This is a genomic window from Streptomyces kronopolitis, from assembly GCF_050953795.1.
In the GTDB taxonomy this organism is placed as follows: Bacteria; Actinomycetota; Actinomycetes; order Streptomycetales; family Streptomycetaceae; genus Streptomyces; species Streptomyces kronopolitis_A.
Map to the genome: position 1 here is coordinate 6,795,097 of NZ_CP191850.1, position 16,264 is coordinate 6,811,360.

General features: G+C 74.2%; 13 protein-coding genes. 3 read left to right on the top strand and 10 right to left on the bottom strand.

Annotated features, from left to right (window positions below):
- Positions 1 to 101 precede the first annotated feature (101 nt).
- A complete protein-coding gene (locus ACQP17_RS29990; protein ID WP_433859080.1) occupies positions 102 to 878 on the bottom strand; it encodes a L,D-transpeptidase family protein in 777 nt (258 codons plus the stop codon).
- 477 nt (positions 879 to 1,355) lie between these two features.
- Here ACQP17_RS29990 and ACQP17_RS29995 point away from each other — a divergent pair, with 477 nt between their 5' ends.
- Entirely contained in the window at positions 1,356 to 2,753 is a 1,398-nt protein-coding gene (locus tag ACQP17_RS29995; protein WP_433859081.1) for an NADP-dependent succinic semialdehyde dehydrogenase, read from the top strand.
- Between the two features lie 177 nt (positions 2,754 to 2,930).
- Here the strand turns inward: ACQP17_RS29995 and ACQP17_RS30000 are convergent, their stop codons facing one another.
- The 6 genes from ACQP17_RS30000 to ACQP17_RS30025 form a co-directional block, all read right to left on the bottom strand.
- A complete protein-coding gene (locus ACQP17_RS30000) occupies positions 2,931 to 5,066 on the bottom strand; it encodes a SpoIIE family protein phosphatase (RefSeq protein WP_433859082.1) in 2,136 nt (711 codons plus the stop codon).
- Positions 5,063 to 5,239, bottom strand: coding sequence for a hypothetical protein (locus tag ACQP17_RS30005; protein WP_433859083.1), 177 nt, complete (start codon positions 5,237 to 5,239; stop codon positions 5,063 to 5,065). The genes ACQP17_RS30000 and ACQP17_RS30005 overlap by 4 nt, the downstream gene beginning before the upstream one ends.
- 84 nt (positions 5,240 to 5,323) lie before the next feature.
- Positions 5,324 to 6,547: a metallophosphoesterase gene (locus tag ACQP17_RS30010; RefSeq protein ID WP_433859084.1), complete on the bottom strand. Its 1,224-nt coding sequence runs from the start codon at positions 6,545 to 6,547 to the stop codon at positions 5,324 to 5,326.
- Between the two features lie 174 nt (positions 6,548 to 6,721).
- Positions 6,722 to 7,231 (bottom strand): DUF1990 family protein, encoded by a 510-nt coding sequence (locus tag ACQP17_RS30015; protein WP_433859085.1) that lies wholly within the window; start codon positions 7,229 to 7,231, stop codon positions 6,722 to 6,724.
- Between the two features lie 124 nt (positions 7,232 to 7,355).
- Complete coding sequence (locus ACQP17_RS30020) at positions 7,356 to 8,123, bottom strand: crotonase/enoyl-CoA hydratase family protein (protein WP_433859086.1); 768 nt, start codon at positions 8,121 to 8,123, stop codon at positions 7,356 to 7,358.
- On the bottom strand, positions 8,123 to 9,787 hold the full coding sequence (locus ACQP17_RS30025; protein ID WP_433859087.1) for an acyl-CoA dehydrogenase family protein: 1,665 nt from the start codon (positions 9,785 to 9,787) through the stop codon (positions 8,123 to 8,125). Before ACQP17_RS30025 ends, ACQP17_RS30020 begins: the two co-directional genes overlap by 1 nt.
- A 73-nt stretch (positions 9,788 to 9,860) precedes the next feature.
- Here ACQP17_RS30025 and ACQP17_RS30030 point away from each other — a divergent pair, with 73 nt between their 5' ends.
- Positions 9,861 to 10,634, top strand: coding sequence for a PaaX family transcriptional regulator C-terminal domain-containing protein (locus tag ACQP17_RS30030; protein WP_433859088.1), 774 nt, complete (start codon positions 9,861 to 9,863; stop codon positions 10,632 to 10,634).
- Positions 10,635 to 10,636: 2 nt separating this feature from the next.
- On the opposite strand, the gene ACQP17_RS30035 is transcribed toward ACQP17_RS30030, so the two are convergent.
- Together ACQP17_RS30035 and ACQP17_RS30040 are read right to left on the bottom strand one after the other, a co-directional pair.
- Positions 10,637 to 12,043: an amino acid permease gene (locus ACQP17_RS30035; protein WP_433859089.1), complete on the bottom strand. Its 1,407-nt coding sequence runs from the start codon at positions 12,041 to 12,043 to the stop codon at positions 10,637 to 10,639.
- 158 nt (positions 12,044 to 12,201) lie between these two features.
- On the bottom strand, positions 12,202 to 13,410 hold the full coding sequence (locus ACQP17_RS30040; protein WP_433859090.1) for a lactonase family protein: 1,209 nt from the start codon (positions 13,408 to 13,410) through the stop codon (positions 12,202 to 12,204).
- A gap of 293 nt (positions 13,411 to 13,703) precedes the next feature.
- Here ACQP17_RS30040 and ACQP17_RS30045 point away from each other — a divergent pair, with 293 nt between their 5' ends.
- The gene (locus ACQP17_RS30045) at positions 13,704 to 14,792 is read left to right on the top strand and encodes a tetratricopeptide repeat protein (RefSeq protein WP_433859091.1); all 1,089 of its coding nucleotides are present in this window, start codon (positions 13,704 to 13,706) and stop codon (positions 14,790 to 14,792) included.
- Here ACQP17_RS30045 and ACQP17_RS30050 read toward each other — a convergent pair.
- Positions 14,686 to 16,110: a lipase maturation factor family protein gene (locus ACQP17_RS30050; RefSeq protein WP_433859092.1), complete on the bottom strand. Its 1,425-nt coding sequence runs from the start codon at positions 16,108 to 16,110 to the stop codon at positions 14,686 to 14,688. The genes ACQP17_RS30045 and ACQP17_RS30050 overlap by 107 nt on opposite strands.
- Positions 16,111 to 16,264: the final 154 nt, after the last annotated feature.

Consider the following 16,264-nt stretch of genomic DNA (forward strand, 5'->3'; position numbering starts at 1 on the left):
GAGCGGGCCCGCCGCGGGGTCGCGAGGAGGCCCCCGGGACGCCGGACGGCGCGACGGCCCTTTGCCTGCCTCGCCTGCCTCCCCGTGCCGCCCGGACGGCGTCAGTAGCGGGTGAGCGCGGTCGGTCCGTGCGCCGTGCCGATGGCGAGGTGCGGGTGCCGGGACGGCCGCACCCAGGACAGGATCCGCGCCATCGCCCCGGCCGGTACGGACACACAGCCGGCCGTGGCGCCCTTCCCCTGGACGTGGAGGAAGATCCCGGCGCCGCGGCCGTGCACCGGGCGGTGGTAGTTGAAGCCGGTGACCAGGGCGTGGGCGTACTGCGTGGGATAGTCCGCCAGCCGTTCGGACTCGGCGGCCGCGCAGTCCGCCGGCAGGGGTGCCACCCAGCGGTTGTAGGAGGCCGAGGCGTTGTCCTCGCACCACCAGGCGTCCGCGCCGGCCCGGCGGTAGGGGACGGTGGTGCCGGGCGGCGCCGGGGCGAGGCCGAACGCGAACGGCAGGTCGTACAGCCCGGTCGGGGTGGTCGAGGTGCCCTGCACCCGGGTGCGGCCCTCGGTCAGTCCGCCGGCCCCGAACCGGGCCGGGGACCAACCGGCCCGCCACCAGCGGCCGTTGCGGCGTTCCCACCACGTCACCGTCCCGGTGGTGTCGCGCGGGGTGCGCGCCCGGGCGGTGATCAGCTGCCCGCCGCCCCCGGTGTCGGCCATACGGGCGGGCAGCGGACGGGCGGAGTCCGCGGGCCGGGCGGCCGCCGGGGCGGGCGCGCAGAGCGCGAGGAGCAGCGCGGCGGCGGCCGGCAGCACCGCGGCCCGGATCGTGCCGGCGGTGGTCCCGGCCGCGTCCGGGGGCGTCGTCCGGTGATGCGTCATGGGCATGACCGCACGGTAGAGCGCGGTGGGCTCCCGGGGCGCCGCCCGATCAGGTCACATCCGCCGCCCCGGCCCCCGCGCACTCCGTCCGCCGCAATCCGTCGTGCGCCGGGGCCATGGACGGGCGAAACTCGGGTACGGGGCCCATGTGCCACTAGACGTCTCATGCTGGAGGCCCACCGTGCAGCGGCAACCGCACACGCGCGGCGAGCGCACGCTCGACCGCGATCCGCAACCCACCCCGGATCCGGGAGGCCCGTCGCCGGACCCCGTCCCGGACCCGCTGCCCGGCCCGCCGAGCCCGCCCGGCCCGCCGGACCCCATCCCGCCGGAACCGTCCCCGATCCCACGGCCGCCCGGACCCGATCCCGACCCGGTCCCGGAGCCGTCCCCGGCCCCCTCGCCGCTCTCCTAGGAGTCGCCCGGACCGTCGCCCCGTCGTCCGCGGGCGCTTTCGCCCGCACCACCAAGGAGGTGCCGACCATGGCCATCGCCACGGTCAACCCGGCCACCGGCGAGACGCTGAAGACCTTCGACGCGCTCAACGCCGGCGAGATCGAAGACCATCTGGTCCGGGCGGACCAGGCCTTCCAGGAGCACCGCCGTACCAGCTTCGCCCACCGCCGGGAACTGCTCCACAAGGCCGCCGAACTGCTCGACGCCGACCTGGACGACATCGCCCGCACGATGACCACGGAGATGGGCAAGCCCCTGGCCCAGGCGCGCGCGGAGGCCGCGAAGTGCGCCAAGACCATGCGCTGGTACGCCGACCACGCCGAGGAACTGCTGGCCGACGAGCACCCCGACCCCGCCGATGTCCGCGACTCCGGCGCCGCCCGCGCCGTGGTGCGCTACCGCCCCCTGGGCACCGTCCTCGCGGTCATGCCGTGGAACTTCCCGCTGTGGCAGGTCGTCCGGTTCGCCGCACCTGCCCTGATGGCCGGCAACACCGGACTGCTCAAGCACGCCTCGAACGTCCCGCAGACCGCGCTGTACCTGGAGGAGCTCTTCCGCCGCGCCGGCTACCCCGAGGGCTGCTTCCAGACCCTGCTGATCGGCTCCGGCGCCGTCGAGGACATCCTGCGCGACCCGCGGATCGCCGCCGCCACGCTGACCGGCAGCGAGCCGGCCGGCCGCGCGGTCGCCTCCGTCGCCGGTGACGAGGTCAAGAAGACCGTCCTCGAACTCGGCGGCAGCGACCCGTTCATCGTCCTGCCCTCCGCCGACCTCGACAAGGCGGCCCGGGTCGCGGTCACCGCCCGTGTCCAGAACAACGGGCAGTCCTGCATCGCCGCCAAGCGGTTCCTCGTGCACGACGACGTCTACGACGCCTTCACCCAGCGGTTCACCGACCGGATGGCGGCGCTGACCGTCGGCGATCCGATGGACGAGTCGACCGATGTCGGCCCGCTCGCCAGCGAACAGGGCCGCTCGGACCTGGAGGAACTCGTCGACGACGCGGTCCACAAGGGCGCCACGGCGCTGTGCGGCGGACGGCGTCCGGCCCACCACCCGGCGGGCTGGTTCTACGAGCCGACGGTGCTCGCGGACATCACCCCCGGCATGCGCATCCACTACGAGGAGGCGTTCGGGCCGGTGGCCACGCTCTACCGCGTCGCCGACGTGGACGAGGCGGTGCGGATCGCCAACGACACGCCGTTCGGCCTCAGTTCCAACGCCTGGACCCGGGACCCCGACGAACAGGCGCGGCTCGCCCGCGATGTGCAGGCCGGCGGGGTGTTCTTCAACGGGATGACCGCCTCGCACCCGGGCCTGCCCTTCGGCGGCGCCAAGCGCTCCGGCTACGGGCGGGAGCTGTCGGGGCACGGCATCCGGGAGTTCTGCAACATGACGACGCTCTGGTACGGGCCGGAGGACTGAACGGCCCGTTCCGGCACGGTTTTCGTCGCGCGGCTCAGGGTGTACGGTCCCGTCAGGCCGAGTCGGCCCACGGCCAGGTCGGCCGGCTCGGCCACCCCTCCACGCGCCGGTGTCAGACGGCCGGAGGGTGACAACTGCGTTGTACCCAGCGGATTCTGACGCCTCATCGGGAGAGTCTCACTGCGCGCCGTCGGGGACCGTGAACTCACACCACAGTGCCTTGCCCGCGCCGCGCGGCTCCGCGCCCCAGCGGTCCGCGAACGCCTCGACCAGCATCAGCCCCCGGCCGGAGGTGGCGGTCTCCCCGGGGCTGCGCCGCCGCGGCCACCGGCTGGAGCGGTCCTCGACCTCCAGCCGGATCCGCCGCGGGGTGCCGGGCAGCAGCTCCACGGAGACCAGGGCGCCGCTCTCGGTGTGGGTCAGCGCGTTGGCGATCAGCTCGGACGCGGCGACCTCGATGTGGTGCGCGACGGCGCCCGCCCGCCACTGGTCCAGCGTGCGGCGCAGCGCCGAGCGGACCTCCGCCGTGCCCGAGGGGTCGGCCTGGTGGACGTGCAGCCGCAGCCGGGGAGTGGTGGCCGGCCCGGGGCCGGGGAGCCGGTGCAGCAGCAGGAGCGCCATGTCGTCCTCCGAGCCGGGCGCGGCCCACAGCTGGTCCGAGAGCAGGTCGGCGAGCGCCTCCAGCTCCGTGGGGCCCTCGCGGACGGCCTCGGACAGCGCGTCGATGCCCCAGGAGATGTCGTGGCCGGGCCGCTCGACCAGCCCGTCGGTGCACAGCAGCAGCGTCGAGCCGGGCTCCAGGAACAGCTGGGTCTCCGGGAAGTGGTCGTGCCCGAAGGCGGTGGCCAGGCCCAGCGGCAGTCCGCCGCGGACCTCGGGCCAGTCGATGTGCCGGGAGCTGTTGCTGATCAGCGGGCCGAGATGGCCGGCCCGGGCCAGGTGCAGCGCCCCGGACTCCAGATCGGCCTGGATGTAGGTACAGGTGGCGAAGCGTTCGGTGTCCAGCTCGGCCAGAAAGCGGGAGGCCCGCACCAGCACGGTCTCCGGCGTGTGCCCCTCGCTGGCGTAGGCGCGCAGCGCGATCCGCAGCTGGCCCATCACGGCGGCCGCGTGGGTGTCGTGGCCCTGGACGTCGCCGACCACCAGCCCGGTGCGGCCCTGCGGCAGCGCGATGACGTCGTACCAGTCGCCGCCGACGTCCCGCCCGACGCTCGCCGGGTGGTAGCGCACGGTGACCGCGCCGCCCGCCAGCGGCGGCAGCCGGCGCGGCAGCATCGTCGCCTGGAGCCCCGTCGCGAACTCCCGTTCCTGGTCGAAGAGGGTCGCCCGCTGCACCGACTGGGCGACCGCACCGGCCAGCGCCAGCGCCAGATTCCTGGCCTCCGGCGACTGCACCGCGGGCTCCGCGTTGAACAGCCCCAGCGACCCGATGACGGTGTCCTGCGCCACCAGCGGCAGGAACGCCGAGCTGCCCTTCGGCAGCACCTCGGTGTACGGGCGCAGCCGCGGAAAGCGGGCGATCAGTTCGCTGCGGCTGCTGAGGAAGAGCGGCCTTCGCGAGCGCGCAGTGTCGGCCAGCGGCAGGGTGTCGTCCAGCCGCGAGGTCATCATGTCGTCGGGCACCTCGCCCGCCAGACCGGCGGCGGCGATCACCTCGAACCGGTCGTTCTCGACCAGCCCGAGCAGCAGCCCGTCCGCGCCGAACCGCCGGGCGCCGCCGCTGTCGGTGAGCACCCGGGTGACGTCCTTGACGGACAGCGCGCGGGCCAGCTCCGCGGTCGTCTGCTGCACCATCACGGTCTGCCGCTGCCGCTCCTGCTGGAGCGAGCGCAGCAGCGCGGAGTCGGCCAGCTCGCTGGTCGCCTCCCGGACGATGCCGATGATCCGGTACGGCATCCCGTCCGCGTCGTGCAGGATCCGCCCCTGGGAGTGGGTCCAGCGCTGGGTCCCGTCGCGGCACTGGATCCGGAAGTAGGACCCGTAGGAGGAGTGGCCGTCCCGCAGGGCCTGGGCGAGCGCCTCGTCCAGCCGCAGGGCCTCCTCCGGAGGCACCCGCGAGACCAGCGACATCGGCGCGCCGTCGTATTCGTCCGGGCGCAGGTCGAAGACGTCCATGGCGCCGGGGTCCAGGTCCATGACCCCGTCGTCCAGATCCCAGTCGAAGGTGCCCATCCGGTTGAGTGACAGCCGCTCGCGCAGGCCGATGGGCTCGCGGTCCGACACCCCGGGGGCGTCCTCGGTGACCGGACGCCAGTCCCGGTCGGCCCGGGGATCGTAGTCCTCGCCGGGCGGTTCCACGAACCGGCCGGTCACGGCGCGTCACGCCTCGCGGCCCGGTCGTCGGCGGGGCGGGCGGCGGCGGGGCGGGCGGCGGCCGCCCCCGCCGGGCAGCCGCGCACCAGTGCCGGCCGCACCGCGCCGAGCACGTCTCGTGCCCACGGTCGCGGGCCGTTGACCGGGGCCGGTGTCCACCGGAACGCGGCCATGCGCTCACCCTAGGCGCGGGCCGGAAAACCCGCATTTCCGGCGCCGCGGCCCAGGAGTCGTGCCCCGTCAGGCGTGTGCCCCCGTCAGGCGTGCGCCCCCACGGGAGCGGACAGCGGACGGGTCTGCCGCGCGCGGTGCGCCAGGGTGGCCTTGCGGGTCGCCACGTCCACCGTGTACGCCTCGATGGTCAGCCGCGCCCCGGACACCTTCAGCAGCATGAACCCGTGGTCGGAGAAGTTCTGCCAGGCCGCCGGGTTCGTGAAGTGCGCCTTGCCGTCCTCCGTCTTGGCCGACGCCCCGCACACCACCTGCCGGGTGCCGCCCGTGCGCGCCGTCGGCTCCAGGATCTGGAGGGTGTGATCGTGACCGGAGAGGATCAGGTCGGCCCGGCCGGCGACCACGTTCTCGTACATGTCCTTGAGGTGGACGCCGCTGGTGTAGTTCCCGATCTCGAACCCGTCGTAGGAACCGGCGCTGCCGTGCTTGCCGTTGTTGAGGAACGGGTGATGGCCGAACACCACCTTCCAGCGGGCGCGCGAGGCCCGCAGCGCGCCGTCCAGCCAGCTCCGCTGCTCGCGCATGTACGGCCCGTCCCAGCGGTAGTGCGGGTCGAGCTGGGCGACGTAGGAGGACCACGGGATGGTGTCGATCGCGAAGAACTCCACCAGCGGGTCGGCGGCCGGCAGCGGCACGCTGTAGTAGCGGCTCGGCATGTACCAGCGCCGCGACGTGGCGGCATAGGCGACCTCGCGGTCACCGCGGGACGGGTCGCCGCCGCTGCCGGGGATCAGCCCCGAGCAGTCGTGGTTGCCCAGCACCATCAGCCACGGCACATCGATGCCGCTGTTGGGCTTCTCGAACTTGTCCTGGAATTCGGAGTCGTCGGCGGACTCCGGGCCGTTCTCGTAGATGTTGTCGCCCAGGCCCACCGCGAGACCCACCCGCTCGGCCCGGCAGACATCGCGGGCGGCGGCCGCCACCGCGTACTGCGCCTCGTCGCCCGTTCCCGCGTCCCCGGTGATCAGGATCGCGAACTCGCCCTTTCCGTTGGGGTGTTCGGGGAACGGGAAGGCGCCCGGCACTCCCGGGCGGGGAGCGGCGGAGGCGGACGACTGCCCCGGTGACGGCAATACCGCGAGTGCCGCGCCGGCCATCGCGCCGCCCAGCAGTGTCCGCCGGTTCACGAAGGACGGCGTGCGCCCCGTCGTGGGCATCGACGGCGCCCCGGTCGCCGTCGCCGAGCCGGTGCGCAGCCACTCCTGCTCGGTCATATCCGCCTGCGGCGGGATCAGTTCGTCCTCACACATGTCTGGATTTCTTTCACGGGCACCGGAGGTGATGGTGACGGTTCGATGAAGGCGAAGTGGACGTATCGAAACGGGGAGTCCGGAATCTACGCGTCGGTAACAAAGCGTGCTCAGGCGACCTGCAGGGAGTGGCGAACAGGGTGAACGGTGAAGGAATCGCCCCGCGCGGCGCGCTCACCGAGTGGGCGTCAGACGGCGCAGCGTGCGGCCGAGACGGCGCACGTAGCGGCGCTGGAAGACGGGGATCAGCGGGCCGGCGAGACGGGTGAGCGTCCGGGCGGGGCGGCTGAAGGCGGTCACCGTGAACCACACCGAGCCATCGGCGCGCAGCTCGGCGACGAACGACTCCTCACCGCACGCGGGGTGCCCCTCGCGGGTCCCGTAGCCGAAGCCGACGCGGTCCTCCTCGTCCGCCGTCCACACCACGGTGCACGGCGCCCGCAGCCGCAGCGGGCCGATGCCCGGCGCGACCTCGACCCGCACGCCCGGCGCGGCGCGCGGCGCGTCGGCCCGGACGCGGGCGCCCGCCGCGCGGTGCATCCGGAAGGTGCTGATCGCCTCGCCCGCCGCCGCCAGCGCCGCCCGCCCCCGGCCGATCGGCAGCTCCTCGTGGAGGTGGCGGTAGCCCGGCGGCAGCGGGGTGCGTCGGGTGCCGCCCTCCTCGGGGTAGTTCAGCTCGCTCATGCGGTGCTCCTGGCAGCGGGGCGGGGACGGCGCGACCGTACGCGGCCGGCCGTCCGCGGGCAACGCGCCCCGCCCGCGCGGAGGCGGGCGGGCGTCCGCGGCCGGCACCCGGCCGGGCGCCGTCTCACCCGTTCGGGTCCGCCGCCCCGTGCCGCCCCGCGCCCGCGGCGAACCGTGCCGCCCCCTCCTGGGCCCCGGCCAGGACGGCACGGCCGTGGACGAGTTCCGCGGCCATCGCCGACTCCTCGTCCCGGCCCTCCTGGTCCAGCAGGGAGGCGCGGTCGCTGCGCAGGCACGCCTGCGGGAAGCGGGCGATCTCCGCCGCCAGCAGCTCCGCCTCCGCGCGCGCCGAACCCGCCGGCACCACACGGTGGACCAGCCCGATGTCCAGCGCCTCCGCGGCCGGCACCGGCCGCCCGGTCAGCACCAGGTCCCTCGCCCGGCTCGCGCCGATCAGCCGCGGCAGCCGCACCGTGCCGCCGTCGATCAGCGGCACGCCCCAGCGCCGGCAGAAGACGCCGAGGACCGCGTCCTCCTCCGCCACCCGCAGATCGCACCACAGCGCCAGCTCCAGTCCGCCGGCCACCGCGTGCCCGGCGATCGCCGCGATCACCGGCTTGCCCAGCCGCATCCGGGTCGGCCCCATCGGCCCGTCCCCGTCCGCCGCCACCCGGTTGCCGCGCTCGGTGCCGATCGCCTTGAGGTCCGCACCGGAGCAGAAGGTCCCGCCCTCGCCCCACAGCACGGCCACCCGCGCCCTCTCGTCGGCGTCGAACTCCCGGAAGGCGTCCGCCAGTCGGCCCGCCGTCGGGCCGTCGACCGCGTTGCGGGACGCCGGCCGGGAGAGCACCACCGTGGTCACCGGACCGGCGCGCTCCACCCGTACGGACATCAGGCCCCGTCCCCGTCCCCGTGCGCGGTCCGCGGCCGCACGTGCTCCAGGATCGCCGACAGGTCGGCGCCGGCCGGCAGCGTGCCGAAGGCGTTGCCCCACTCCCCGTCGAGCCGCGAGGCGCAGAACGCGTCGGCGAGGGCCGGGTGGCTGTACCGCACCAGCAGCGAGCCCTGGAGCACCAGTGCCATCCGCTCCGCCAGCGACCGCGCCATCAGCTGTGCCCGCTCCGGGACGGCCGCCGCGCCGAGCATCTTGCGGACGCCGGCCACCGCCGCGTCCAGCCGGCGATCCGCGCCCGCCGCGGTCTCCACCTCGGCGAAGAACGCCTCCAGGGCGGCCGGTTCCCTGCCCAGGGCCCGCAGCACATCGAGCGCCGCGACGTTCCCCGAGCCCTCCCAGATGGACAGCAGCGGCGCCTCCCGGTAGAGCCGCGGCATGCCGGAGTCCTCGACATAGCCGTTGCCGCCCAGGCACTCCAGTGCCTCCGCCGCGTGCGCGCTGCCCCGCTTGCACACCCAGTATTTGCCGGCCGCCAGCGCCAGCCGGCGCAGCGCCGCCTCCCCGGCGTCCCCGGCCTGCGAGCGGTCCACCGCCGTCGCCAGCCGCATCCCCAGCAGCGTCGCCGCCTCCGACTCGACGGCCAGATCCGCGAGCACCGCGCGCATCAGCGGCTGCCGGTCCAGCTCCCGCCCGAACGCCCGCCGGTGCGCGGTGTGGTGCAGCGCCTGCCGCAGCCCGGCCCGCATCCCGGCCGCCGAGCCCAGCACACAGTCCAGCCGGGTCATGTTCACCATCTCGACGATGGTCCGCACCCCACGGCCCGGCTCCCCGACCGGCCAGGCCACCGCCTGGTCGTACTCGATCTCGGAGGACGCGTTGGAGCGGTTGCCCAGCTTGTCCTTGAGCCGCATCAGCCGCATGCCGTTGAGCGTGCCGTCCGGCAGCACCCGCGGCAGCAGGAAGCAGCCGAGGCCCTCCTCGGTCTGCGCCAGCGCCAGGAAGACATCGCTCATCGGCGCGGAGGTGAACCACTTGTGGCCGGTGATGCGGTACGTGCCGTCGCCGGCCGGCACCGCGCGGGTGGTGTTGGCCCGTACGTCGGAGCCGCCCTGCTTCTCCGTCATCGACATGCCCGCGATCAGGCCCGACTTGGTCAGCGGCGCCCGCAGCCCGAAGTCGTAGCTGCGCGCGGCGAGCAGCGGCTCGTACTGCGCGGCGAGATCGGGGGCGGCGCGCAGCGCGGGGACCGCGGCGTACGTCATGGAGACCGGGCAGCCGTGTCCCGGCTCGGCCTGCGACCAGACGTAGAACTTCGCGGCCCGCACCAGATGCGCGCCGGGGCGGTCGTCGGCCCAGGGCGCGGCGTGCAGCCCCCGCTCCACGGCCACCGTCATCAGCTGATGCCAGGCCGGGTGGAACTCGACCTCGTCGACGCGGTGGCCGAACCGGTCGTGGGTGCGCAGCTCGGGCGGATGCGCCTCCGCCCAGCGGGCCTGGTCCTGGACCGCCGCCGAACCGGCCAGCGCCCCCAGCTCGGCGACCTCCGGCACGCCCCATGCGGCACCGTCCCGGCGCAGCGCCTCCAGGAGGGCCGGCTCGTCCGCCGTACTGAACCCGGTCAGCGGCGGAGCCTGATTCACGACTTCATGGGTGACGGTCATACCCTGACGTTACAGAAGTCGAACAGCTGTGGGAAGACTGTAAGGGGAGGCCTCGCTAGAGTTTGGGGCACATATGAACGACGACGACACCGGCACCCGCGGCGACCCGGCGGTCGCCGCGCTCGCGCTGCGCCCGCTCACCGCCCGCTCCATCGTGCTCAGCACCCTGCTGGGGCATCACCCGCCACGGCTGCCCGCCCGTGCCCTGGTGCGGGTCGGCGAACTCTTCGGCGTCGCCGAGGGCACCGTGCGGGTCGCGCTCTCCCGCATGGTGGCCGCCGGTGACCTGCGCCAGAGCGAGGGCGCTTACGTCCTGACCCCCCGGCTGCTGGACCGCCAGACCCGGCAGGACGAGAGCCGCACGCCGAGCACCCGGCCCTGGCACGGGGACTGGGAGATCGCCGTGGTCACCACCCCGGAGCGCCGGCCGGCCGCCGAGCGCACCGCCCTGCGCCAGGCGATGGCGGGGCTGCGGCTGGCCGAGCTGCGCGAGGGCAGCTGGCTGCGCCCCGCCAACCTCGACCGGCCCCGCCCGGCCGTCGTCACCGCACAGTGCACCTGGTTCACCGGCACCCCGGACGACGACCCCGCCGCGCTCACCGGCCGGCTGTGGGACCTGCCCGGCTGGGCCCGGCGGGCCGGTGACCTGAGCGCCGCACTGGGCCGCGCCACGCGCCCCGCCGACCGCTTCACCGTCGCGGCCGCCGCCCTGCGCCACCTCCTCGCCGACCCGCTGCTGCCCGCAGGACTGCTCCCCGAGGACTGGCCCGGCGCGCGACTGCGCCGGCGCTACGCCGAGTTCGAGGACGAACTGGGCGCGCTGCTGCGGCAGTACGTGGGCGGGTAGCGCTACGGGCCGGCCGGGCCCTTGCGGCGGCGCAGTTCGTAGCCCGCGAGCACCACGGCCACCGTCAGCACACCGAGCCAGAACTGCGCCCGGCGCTCCGGCAGGAAGGCCATCGCCCCGATCACCACCGTCATCAGCGCGATGGTCAGCCTGCTCAGCCACGGGAACAGCCACATCCGCAGCGTCAGCCGCGCCGGGTCCGTGCGCTCCAGCTTCCGCCGCATCCGCACCTGCGCGACCGCGATCGCCAGATAGACGAACAGGGCGACGGCGCCGTAGGAGTTGATCAGGAACGAGAAGACGACATCGGGCGAGATCCAGGCCGCGATCACCGACAGATAGCCGGCGGACGTCCCGGCCAGCAGCGCCCGGCGCGGGACCCCGCTGCGGCCGACCTTCGCGAAGCCGCGGGGCGCGTCCCCGTTGCGGGTGAGCGCGAACAGCATCCGGGAGGAGGTATAGAGCGCGGAGTTCAGGCAGGACAGCACGGCGACCAGCACCAGGGCGTTCATGACCGTGCCGGCCGCGGGGACGGCGAGCCGGTCCAGCACCGCCGCGTACGGACTGACCTCGACCGCCTTCGAGGTCCACGGCACCACCGCGACCACCAGGAAGACCGACAGCACGTAGAACGCCACCACGCGCAGCACGATCGAGCGGATCGCCTCCGCCACCGCCCGCTCCGGCTCGGCCGATTCGGCGGCCGCGATGGTCACGATCTCGGCGCCGGTGAAGAACCCGACGCAGGGCACGACCCCGGCCAGCACCGCGCCGGCGCCCGCGGGCGCGAACCCGCCGTGCGCCGTCAGCGGGCCCAGACCGCCCGGCGAGCCCGGCCACAGCCCCAGCACGTACAGCGCCCCGAGGAAGAGGAACACCACGATCGCCAGGATCTTGACCGACGAGAACCAGTACTCGAACTCGCCGTAGGAGCGCGCCGAGACCAGGTTGGTCGCGGTCAGCAGCCCCATCAGCACCAGGCTGACCGCCCACAACGGGGCGCCGGGGAGCCACAGTTGGACGATCCGGCCGCCGGCCACCGCCTCGACGGCGACCACGATGACGAAGAAGTACCAGTACAGCCAACCCACCGTGAACCCGGCCCGCAGCCCCAGGGTCTCGCGGACATGGGCGTAGAAGGACCCCGGCGCCGGTCGGGCGACGGTCATCTCGGCCAGCATCCGCATGATCAGCACGGTGAGCACCCCGGCCGCCAGGAACGACAGCACGGCGGCCGGACCGGTGGCGCGGATGACCACTCCGCTGCCCACGAACAGTCCGGCCCCGATGACCCCGCCCAGCGCGATCAGCCGCATATGGCGCTGCCTGAGCCCCTGCCGCAGCCCGCCCGGCGCCGCCGGCGCCCCGGTCCCTGCCGTGGTGATGTCCCGTGTCGTTCCCGTACGCATGCAGACCGACGCTAATCGGCCAACCCTGCGGGGCCATTGCCGCAGTGTTTCAGCAGTCGGACATCGTCAGACGGGGACGGAGAGCGCGATACGGGGCGCGGACGCGGGCGGCGCCCCCTCCATGGCAGGGCGCGGAACGGACCGCCGGAGCCCCGCCCTCACAGCGGCAGCACGCACACCGGGACGGGCGCCGCGAACGGCGCACCGGCGCTGCGCAGCGCCCCGGTCCGGGCGTCCACCGCGAACACCGTCACCGACCCCGACTTCTGGTTCGCCGCGAACAGCCACCGCTGATCCGGTGAGAAGGCGATCTGCCGGGGGAAGTCCCCGCCCACCGGCACGGTGTCCAGCAGCCGGAGCCGCGCCCCCGCCGCCTCCACTGCATACCGGGTCAGGCTGTTGTGCCCGCGATTGGCGAGATAGGCGAAGCGGCCGTCCCGGGTCACCAGGATCTGTGCCGGGAAGTTCGTGCCCGGACCGGTCCCCGTGGACTGCGGCGCACCGGGCACCAGCCGCCCCGTCCGGCGGTGGTAGCGGCAGACCACCACCGTGTTGTCCACCTCGTTCGCCAGATAGGCGAAGGCCCCGGAGGGGTGGAAGGTCAGATGCCGGGGGCCGGCGCCGGGCCGCAGCGCCGCAGTCGAGACCTGGGCGAGCCGGCCGGCCGGCTCCTCCAGCCGGTAGGTGTAGACGGTGTCGTTGCCGAGGTCGACGGCCAGCACGAACCGGCCGTCCGGGCTGCTGAGGATCTGGTGGGCGTGCGGCCCGTCCTGGCCGGGACCGGGCGGCGGGTCGGAGTGGGTGACCAGATCCGTCCGCGCGCCCAGCGCCCCCGTGGCCGGGTCGATCGGATGGACCGCCACGCTGCCGGAGAGGTAGTTGGCGCTCAGCAGCCGGCGCCCGCCGGGATGCACCGACAGATGGCAGGGGCCGGCACCGCCCGTCGGCCGGGACCCCAGCACCACGGGCGGTCCGTCCGGCCGCAGCGCCATGGCCGTCACCGCGCCCCGCTCCTGCTCGTCGACCGCGTAGAGGGTGCGGCCGGAGGGCGCCACGGCGAGAAAGGAGGGGTCGGCGACGCCCGCCACGACCCCGGTGGTGGTGATCCGCCCCGTCGTGGTGTCGTACGTGCCGACCCCGACGCCGCTCCCGCCGCCGGGCGGGGAGGTGTACGTCCCCAGGAAGAGCGGCCGGGTACCGGGGTAGGGCCGGCCGGGCCGGTGGGTGGCGGGTGCGGTCCGCGCGTCGTTTCGCGTCGGCAGTCCCGCTCCCGTTCCGGCGGTCGCGGTCAGCCCGGCCGCGACGCCCAGGAGCCGCCGGCGGCCGATCCCTGCCGCGGCCCCGGATCCCCTACGTGCTGCGCTCATGCCACACCTCGTGGTCGGCGGCGCCGGCCGGTGAGCGGCCGGTCGGGGAAAGCCTGGCCCGTCCGGCCCGCGCAGGCAAGCGAGGCAGGGCGCGGCGGCCGGCGGGCCACCCGCCATGACGGCCGTGTCGGCCGGTCGACCCTGACATCCCCCTACATCCCCATGATGACCACTAGTCCCATCCGTAGCACTCGAGTCGTACGGCACAACACATACGCGGACGGATTCGCCGGGCGCACACCGCTCATAGGTTGGTGATCAAGGTACGGAGCCGATCGGGAGGCCACGGAAATATGTACGGCAAGGCATTCGCCCCGGAATACCAGGGCGAGTTGGGCTCGGCGCTGGGTGTGAACTCCTCCTACGAGGAGGTGTTGGCCACGGCGAGTCGCGCACACGCCGAGGCGGGCACCGCACTGGAGCGGGCCCGGGCCGCCCTCGCGGTCGCCGAGGCCAACCGGCGGCTCGGCCGTGTGACGGAGGCGGGCGACGCCTGGCGCGCGAGCTACCGCAGCGCCCGCACCGCCGACGATGCCGGCGCCCGGGCCTGGGCGTTGTGGAGTGGCGGCACCCTGGCCCGGCAGTGCGGCTCCCTGCCGCTCGCCCGCCGGCTGCTCGCCCACGCCGTCACCCTCGCCGAGGCCGGCGGCGATCGCCTCGCCCACGGCTACGCGCTCGCCGGCCTGGCCGAAACCGGCCGTATCCAGGGCGACTACGCCGCCGTCGCCGCACTCCACGAGGAGCTGCTGGCCCAGGCCCAGAAGCACGGCGAGGCCCGGCACACGGTCTGGGCGATGTCGGGCATCGCCCAGATGCACCGCAACACCGGCGGCTACGCCAAGGCCCTGGAACTCTTCGAGGAATCCGCCCGGATAGCCGCCGACGCGGAGGACCACCGCGGGCGCGCCTGGTCGCTGCGCGGCGTCGCCGACGTCCTGTCCGTACAGGGCGAGACGGAACGGGCGCTGACGCTGCTGTCCGAGGCGGAGGCGATCTGCCGCACCATGGACCTGGCGAGCGCGCTGGCCTACAACCACAAGATGCGCGGCAACGTCTACTACCGCGCCGAGCGCTACGAGTCCGCGCGCGAGACCTACGCGCTCGCGCTGCGGGAGTTCCGCGCGATGCAGGAGCCGCGCGGGGTGGCCCTCTCCCGGCTCGGACTCGCCAAGTCCCGCGCCCGCCTGGGCCGTGACCGGGACGAGACGCTGGCCGAACTCACCGCGCTGGAAAGCGACTTCCGGCGCATAGGGCTGCACCACGCCCGCGACATGGTCATCGCCTTCCGTGCAGAGCTGACCGCCCGACCGGCGCCAGGAACTCCCGCTCCTCGGTCCGGTGCCACCACGCTCCGGTCTCCCGCAGTTCCCGCCACGTCGTGAAGCGGTAGCGGAAGACCCGGGCCCTGATCCGGGCCGGCGGCACACCGGGGAACGGATTGCCGCGCAGCAGCCGCAGGGTGTCCCGGTCGTTCTCCAGCAGCCGCGCCACGAACGGCACGAACCACTCCCGCGCATAGGCGGGTGACAGCGCGGCGAACCACATCAGCCAGTCCAGACGCAGGTGATACGGCGCGAACTGACGCGGCAGCCGCCGCACCGCACCCGGCTTCCCGTGGAACTCGTACGCCCGCCAGACGGTCTCCGGCCCGGTCACCGCGTCCTCGGTCCCCTCCACCACGATCTCCCGGCGCACCCGGGTGATCGAGCCGAAGGCCCCGTACGCATTGACCAGGTGCAGCGACTCGTAGGAGGTGTTCATCATCTGCCGCCGGATCAGCAGATTGCGCGCGGGCCGGTAGCTGAGCGCCAGCACACCGGCGCCGGCGAGCAGGACCAGCACCTCGAACCACACCGGAGACGCACCGGACGGTGCGGACGGCCCGCCCCACAGCGGGGCGGCGGCCGACAGGGCGAGGGCGATGGTCACCCAGTTCAGCCAGGCGAAGTTCCCGGACAGCACCAGCCACAGCTGGGTGATCACCATCGCGACGGCGGCCCACCCGGCGATCGGCTGCGGAGTGAACAGCAGCACGGGGACGGCGAGTTGGGCGACGTGGTTGGCGGCCGTCTCGACCCGGTGCAGGGGCCGCGGCAGATGGTGGAAGAACCAGCTCAGCGGGCCGGGCATCGGCTGGGTCTCGTGGTGGTAGTACAGACAGGTCAGATCCCGCCAGCAGCGGTCGCCGCGCATCTTGATCAGCCCGGCCCCGAACTCCACCCGGAACAGCACCCACCGCAGCAGCCACATCACCAGCACCGGGGGAGCGGTGTCGGCGTTGCCGAGGAACACCGCCAGCGAGCCGGCCTCCAGCAGCAGCGATTCCCAGCCGAAGCCGTACCAGGTCTGTCCGACGTTCACGATGGACAGATACAGCACCCACAGCGCGGCCCACATCAGCATGGCCGCCCACAGCGGGACGGCATCCGCGGCCCCCGCCGCCACGGCCGCGGACAGCAGGACCCCGCCCCACGACCAGAGGGCGAAGAAGCGGTCCGAGTAGCGCCAGTGGAAGACCGAGGGCGCGGCACGGAACGGCACCCGCGCCACGTACGCGGGCACCGGCAGCATGCCGCGCGCCCCGATGAGCGCACGGAACTGGCGCACCGCCGCGAGGAACGCGACCAGGTAGAGCACGGCCAGCATGCGCTGGAAGACGAGCCGCCCGAGCCAGTAACCGGAATCCGAGAACCAAGCCACCCGCCCATGGGTAGCACTGCGGCCGCGCGCTCTGCGGCACGGCGCGCGGCCTCGACGGCGGGATCCCCGCTCACTCTTCAGCGTAGGGAGCGGGGCGAATGCAGCAACCCGGAGGCCGTTGAGGTGACCGCGGGCGGGGGTGAAGGGGGCCGTT